The sequence below is a fragment of the Variovorax sp. P4_D9 genome, from assembly GCF_056401695.1.
On sequence record NZ_JBFUIU010000549.1, the window covers coordinates 1 to 6138 of the forward strand.

At 70.6% G+C, this 6138-nt stretch carries 4 protein-coding genes; all 4 read left to right on the top strand.

The window, feature by feature from the left end; translation table 11 throughout:
• The coding region (locus AC1DY5_RS38350; RefSeq protein WP_478119691.1) for a transglutaminase family protein at nucleotides 1-1705 on the top strand (1705 nt) is incomplete at its 5' end.
• A gap of 149 nt (nucleotides 1706-1854) precedes the next feature.
• The gene (locus AC1DY5_RS38355; RefSeq protein ID WP_478119692.1) at nucleotides 1855-4560 is read left to right on the top strand and encodes a circularly permuted type 2 ATP-grasp protein; all 2706 of its coding nucleotides are present in this window, start codon (nucleotides 1855-1857) and stop codon (nucleotides 4558-4560) included.
• Between the two features lie 37 nt (nucleotides 4561-4597).
• Nucleotides 4598-5596: a transglutaminase family protein gene (locus AC1DY5_RS38360; protein ID WP_478119693.1), complete on the top strand. Its 999-nt coding sequence runs from the start codon at nucleotides 4598-4600 to the stop codon at nucleotides 5594-5596.
• On the top strand, nucleotides 5593-6051 hold the full coding sequence (locus AC1DY5_RS38365; protein ID WP_478119694.1) for a RidA family protein: 459 nt from the start codon (nucleotides 5593-5595) through the stop codon (nucleotides 6049-6051). Before AC1DY5_RS38360 ends, AC1DY5_RS38365 begins: the two co-directional genes overlap by 4 nt.
• The last annotated feature ends 87 nt before the right edge of the window (nucleotides 6052-6138 follow it).

Here is a 6138-nt window from a genome sequence, read left to right on the forward strand (position 1 = left end):
CCCGAAGCCCGAAGCCGCGCCGGCGGCGCTGCGCATGCAGTCGCCGGGCGACGGCGCGGCCCGCGCGACGGCCGAGACCATCGACCCGACCACGCCGCGCCAGCCGCGGCGCGGCGAATCGGCCCACTGGATCACCCGCAGCGCGCTCTGCGTCGAGGTGCGCGATCCGCGCCGCGCCAACGGCCCGGCGGCCGAGAAGCTCGGCAGCGCCTCGGGCGTGCTGTATGTCTTCATGCCGCCGCTGGCACGGCTCGAGGACTACCTCGACCTGGTCGCCGCGGTCGAAGCCACGGCCGAGCAGCTCGGCGTCAAGATCGTCATGGAAGGCTACCCGCCGCCGCGCGATCCGCGCCTCAAGCTGCTGCAGGTCACGCCCGACCCGGGCGTGATCGAGGTCAACATCCATCCGGCGCACAACTGGCGCGAACTGGTCGAACACACCGAGTTCCTCTACAACGCGGCGTTCGAGACTCGCCTGTCGGCCGAGAAGTTCATGACCGACGGCCGCCACACCGGCACCGGCGGCGGCAACCACTTCGTGCTGGGCGGCGCGGTGCCGACCGACAGCCCTTTCCTGCGCCGGCCCGAGCTGCTCGCCAGCCTGCTGCTCTACTGGCACAACCATCCGTCGCTGAGCTACCTGTTCTCGGGCATGTTCATCGGCCCGACGAGCCAGGCGCCGCGGGTCGACGAGGCCCGCAACGACCAGCTCTACGAACTCGAGATCGCGCTCAAGGAAATCGCCCGCAACCGCGAGACCTACGGCCAGAACATGCCGGCCTGGCTGGTCGATCGCACCTTGCGCAACATCCTGGTCGACGTCACCGGCAACACGCACCGCAGCGAGTTCTGCATCGACAAGCTCTACTCGCCCGACTCCAGCACCGGCCGCCTGGGCCTGCTCGAGCTGCGCGCCTTCGAGATGCCGCCGCATGCTCGCATGAGCATCGCCCAGCAGCTGCTGCTGCGCGCCTTCATCGCCCGCTTCTGGGACGAGCCGTACCAGGCGCCGGCCACCCGCTGGGGCACCGAGCTGCACGACCGCTTCCTGCTGCCTACCTTCGTCAAGATGGACTTCGACGACGTCATCAGCGAGATGCGCCAGGCCGGCTTCGCCTTCGAMCCGAACTGGTTCGCTCCGCACTTCGAGTTCCGCTTCCCCTTGGTCGGCCAGGTGCAGGCCATGGGTGTCGAGCTGTCGCTGCGCAACGCGCTCGAACCCTGGCACGTGATGGGCGAGGAAGGCTCGGCCGGCGGCACCGTGCGCTATGTCGACTCGTCGCTGGAACGCATCGAGGTGCGCGTCACCGGCCTCAACGAGAGCCGCTACGTCATCACCGTCAACGGCAAGGTGCTGCCGCTGCAGCCCACCGGCACCGTCGGCGAGTTCGTGGCCGGCGTGCGTTACAAGGCGTGGAACCCGCCGTCGTCGCTGCATCCCAGCATCGGCGCCCACGCGCCGCTGACCTTCGACATCGTCGACACCTGGATGAAGCGCTCGCTGGGCGGCTGCCAGTACTTCGTCGCCCATCCGGGCGGGCGCAACTACGACACCTTCCCGGTCAACGCCTACGAGGCCGAGAGCCGGCGCCATTCGCGCTTCACGCGGATGGGCCACACGCCAGGGCTGATGAGCACACCGCCGGCGACCATCGAGCTGGCGGGCAGCCGCGAGTTTCCGTTCACGCTCGATCTGCGGCGATGAGCGCCGCCCGGCCGCCCGAAGGCGCTCGCACCGCAGTGCGAAGCACGGAGGTTGGCCTATGAGCATGTCGAGGCGGCGCGCGAAGTTTCGGACTTTTCTCACGCGCCCGCCCTCGGCATCCGTGACCACAGTGTGACAATCGGCGCACCGTGGACCCACTGAACGAATCCCTCTTCGACGCCCAGGCCCTGGAAGCGCCTGCCGCGCTGGCGGCCGCGCTCGCTCCCCAGGCCGCGCCCGGCCATTTCGACGAATTGCGCGGCGGCGCGACGCCGGAGGACGAAGCGCGCCCGGCCGCCCCGTCGCAGCCGGCGCCGCTCTACGAGGCTTCCTCCGTGCCGCCCGCTGCGCCGCAGGCGGAGGACGACGACGCCGTCCTCCGCGACCAGGGGCCGCTGGCCCCTGCCTGGAGCGGTTTCTTCGAGAACCTGGGACCGGGCGGCTTCGACGACCTGCCGCGGCGCGCAATCAGCCTGGAACGGCAGATCCGCGACAACGGCGTCACCTACAACGTCTACGCCGACGCCGACGGCCCGCAGCGGCCGTGGTCGCTCGATCTGTTCCCGCTGATCGTCTCCCCGCACAGCTGGGCCCAGATCGAGGCCGGGGTGCAGCAGCGCGTGCGCGTGCTCGACCAGGTGTTGGCCGACGTCTACGGCCCGCAGCAGCTGCTGGCCGAAGGCCTGCTGCCGGCGGCGCTGGTGCAGGGCCATCCGGGCTACCTGCGGGCCATGCATGGCGTGCGTCCGCCCGGCGACACCTGGCTGCACATCGCCGCCTTCGACCTCGCGCGCGGGCCCGACGGCAACTGGTGGGTGGTCTCGCAGCGGACCCAGGCGCCGTCGGGGCTGGGCTATCTGCTCGAGAACCGGCTGGCCATCGCGCGCCAGTTTCCGCAGGCCTTTGAGAAGCTGCAGGTGCAGCGCCTGGCGGCCACCTACAACGCGATGATGGAAGGCCTGCAGCGCATGTGCCCGGCCGGCCAGCCGCCGCACATCGCGCTGCTGACGCCCGGCCCCTACAACGAGACCTACTTCGAGCACGCCTACCTGGCGCGCTACCTCGGCATCACGCTGGTCGAGGGCAACGACCTCACGGTGCGCGACCAGCGCCTCTACCTCAAGACGCTGCAGGGCCTGCGGCCGGTGCACGGGCTGGTCAAGCGGCTCGACGACCAGTTCCTCGATCCGCTCGAGCTGCGGCCCGACTCGACGCTCGGCGTGCCGGGGCTGCTGCAGGCGATCCGCGCCGGCAACGTGCTGGTTGCCAACATGCCCGGATCGGCCTTCCTCGAGTCGCCCGCGCTGCTGGGCTTCCTGCCCGCGCTGGCGCGCCGGCTGATCGGCGAAAAGCTGCGGCTGCCGGCACTGCCGACCTGGTGGTGCGGCGAACGCGCCGCGATGGAAGCCGTGCTGCCGCAGCTGGGCGATTGCGCGATCAAGGCCACCTACCCCGACATCGACGCCCACACCAGCTTCGACGCCGTGCTCGGCCGCCACATGGGTCGCCGCGAGCTCGACGAATGGGCCGGCCGCATCGTGCGCCAGGGCGAGGCCCACACGGTGCAGAGCTACCTGCCGCTGTCGCAGATGCCGACCTGGACCCAGGATCTCGGCCGCGGCCACATCGCGCAGCGCTCGGTGCTGCTGCGGGTGTTCGCGGTCAGCGACGGCCCGCACTCGTGGCGGGTGCTGCCCGGCGGCCTGGCGCGGCTGGCCGGACGCGACGCCCAGATCGCCTCGATGCAGCGCGGCGGCAGCAGCGCCGACGTCTGGGTCCGCACCGAGGGCGAGGTCGACCGCACCACCCTGCTGCAGCCGCACGCCACGCCGGCCTCGCTGGCCCGGCATCGGGCGCCGGTCACCAGCCGGGCGGCCGAGAACATGTTCTGGCTCGGCCGCTACACCGAGCGGGCCGAGAACGCGGTGCGCCTCGCGCGCCTCACCATCGATCTGCTGGGCGGCGAGGACCAATCCTCGCGCACGCTGCTCGAGTGGCTGCACCGGCTGGCACTGCGCAACGCGCTGGTGCCGGCCGAAGTGCCGAGCCTGCCGAAGTCGCGGCGCGTGTTCGAGCGCGCGCTGATCGCCGAGCTGGGCAACGTCGAGACCGGCGGCAGCGTGGGCTGGAGCCTGCGCTGCGTCCGCCAGTCGGCTGCCGCGGTGCGCGAACGCCTGTCGCAGGACCACTGGAACCAGATCGTGCGCGCCGAGTCCGACTTCCTGCGCCGCAGCGCCGAGCAGGCCAGCGAGAAGGTCGAAGGCGGCTACGCCAGCGGCGCCGCCCTGCGCCTGCTCGAATCCGCCAGCAGCGCGCTGTCGGCGATCACCGGCGCCCAGACCGATCGCATGACGCGCGACGACGCTTGGCGGCTCCTGTCGATCGGCCGCCACATCGAGCGCCTGGCGTTCCTGTCGAGCGCGCTGGCGGCCGGCTTCGAGAACGGTTCGGTGCACGAGGTCAGCGGCTTCGAGGCCATGGTGGCCCTGTTCGACAGCACCATCACCTTCCACGCACGCTATCAGCAGCGGCGCGACGTCGCCACCCTGGTCGACCTGCTGGTGCAGGACGGCGACAACCCCCGCTCGCTGGCCTGGGTCGCGCACACGCTGCGCAAGCGCATCGCCAGGCTGGCCGGCAGCGCGCCCGACAAGCTCACCGCCCTGTCCTACGACCTGCCCGACCCCGACAAGTGGACGCTGGAAGGCCTGTGCGAGCCCGGGCCCAAACAGCAGTACCCGTCCTTGGTCCACCTGTTCGGGGCCTGCGAGACCGCGGCCTACCACGTGTCCGATGCGATAGGCACCCGCTATTTCACCTTGACGTCCGAATCGCTGCGCTCCGTCGGAGCCTGATTTCGGCTCGCCCGCGGCGGCGAGTAAAGTCCCCCCCATGCTTCTCCACGTCACCCACGCCACGCGCTACGACTACACACCGCCGGTCGAGACGGCGCAGCACCTGGCGCACCTGAAGCCGATGAACACGGAATCGCAGCGGCTCGTGAGCCATGCGTTGACGATCAGCCCGACGCCGGCGCTGCGCGAGGAATCGGCCGATGTCTACGGCAACGCGCGCGCCTTCTTCGCGCTCGAGGCCACCCACGAGGAACTGGTCGTGACGGCCGAGAGCGTGGTCGACACCGCGCAGCCGGTACTGGCGCCGAGAATCGCGCGCGAACTGCCCTGGGAAGAAGTGCGGGAGCGATTCCGCTACGTCAAGGACGCGCGCTACGACCCCGCCTCCGACTTCGTCTTTCCCTCGCGCTACGTGCCGCGCCACGATGACTTTGCGGCCTACGCGCGGCCCAGCTTCGCGCCCGGCCGCCCGACCTTCGACGCCGCGATGGACCTCACGCTGCGCATGTACCGCGACTTCGACTACGACGCCGGCAGCACCGAGATCAGCACGCCGGCGATCGAGGCGCTGGCCCAGCGCAAGGGCGTCTGCCAGGATTTCGCCCACATCATGATCGCCTGCCTGCGCACCATCGGCCTGCCGGCGCGCTACGTGAGCGGCTACCTGCTGACCCAGCCGCCGCCGGGCAAGCCGCGCCTGGTGGGCGCCGATGCCTCGCACGCCTGGGTGTCGGTCTACCTGCCCGGCACCGACGGCCCCGGCGACTGGGCCGACTTCGACCCGACCAACGGCCGCCAGCCCGGCGAGGACTACGTGACCCTGGCCATCGGCCGCGACTACTCCGACGTCTCGCCGATGCGCGGCGTGCTGCACGGCGGCGCTCGCCACACGCTGGGCGTCAGCGTCACGGTGCGGCCGCTGGAGGAGCTGAAGGAAGAAGCAGCGGCCGTCGCGCAGTCGCAATCCCAATCCCAATCCCAATCCCAATCCCAATCCCAATCCCAATCCCAATCCCAGAACAAGGAGTCCTCATGAGCGTCTACGACAAGCTGTCTAGCCTCGGCATCACCCTGCCCCCGGTGTCCACCCCGGCCGCGGCCTACGTGCCCTTCGTGCGCACCGGCAATCTGGTGTTCCTCTCCGGCCACATCGCCCGCAAGGACGGCAAGCCCTGGGTCGGCCAGCTCGGCGCCGCGCTCGGCACGGACGAAGGCAAGCAGGCCGCGCGCGCGATCGCGATCGACCTGCTCGGCACCCTGCACGCGGCGGTCGGCGACCTGAACAAGATCAAGCGCATCGTCAAGCTGATGAGCCTGGTGAACTCCACGCACACCTTCACCGAGCAGCACCTGGTGACCAACGGCGCCAGCGAGCTGATGGCCGAGGTCTTCGGCAGCGAGAAAGGCGCCCATGCACGCAGCGCCTTCGGCGTCGCGCAAATCCCCTTTGGCGCCTGCGTCGAGATCGAGCTGATCGCCGAAGTGGAATAACTTGACCCCCACGCTCATCACTTCGTGTGTCGCTGCCCCCCGAGGGGGGCCGCAGGCCGCCTTGGGGCGGCCCGGCGCCGGCCTGAT

Bases quoted from the DNA above. Each gene is read 5' to 3' on its own strand.
- AC1DY5_RS38365 (WP_478119694.1), top strand. From the start codon at position 5,593: ATGAGCGTCTACGACAAGCTGTCTAGCCTCGGCATCACCCTGCCCCCG.
- AC1DY5_RS38360 (WP_478119693.1), top strand. From the start codon at position 4,598: ATGCTTCTCCACGTCACCCACGCCACGCGCTACGACTACACACCGCCG.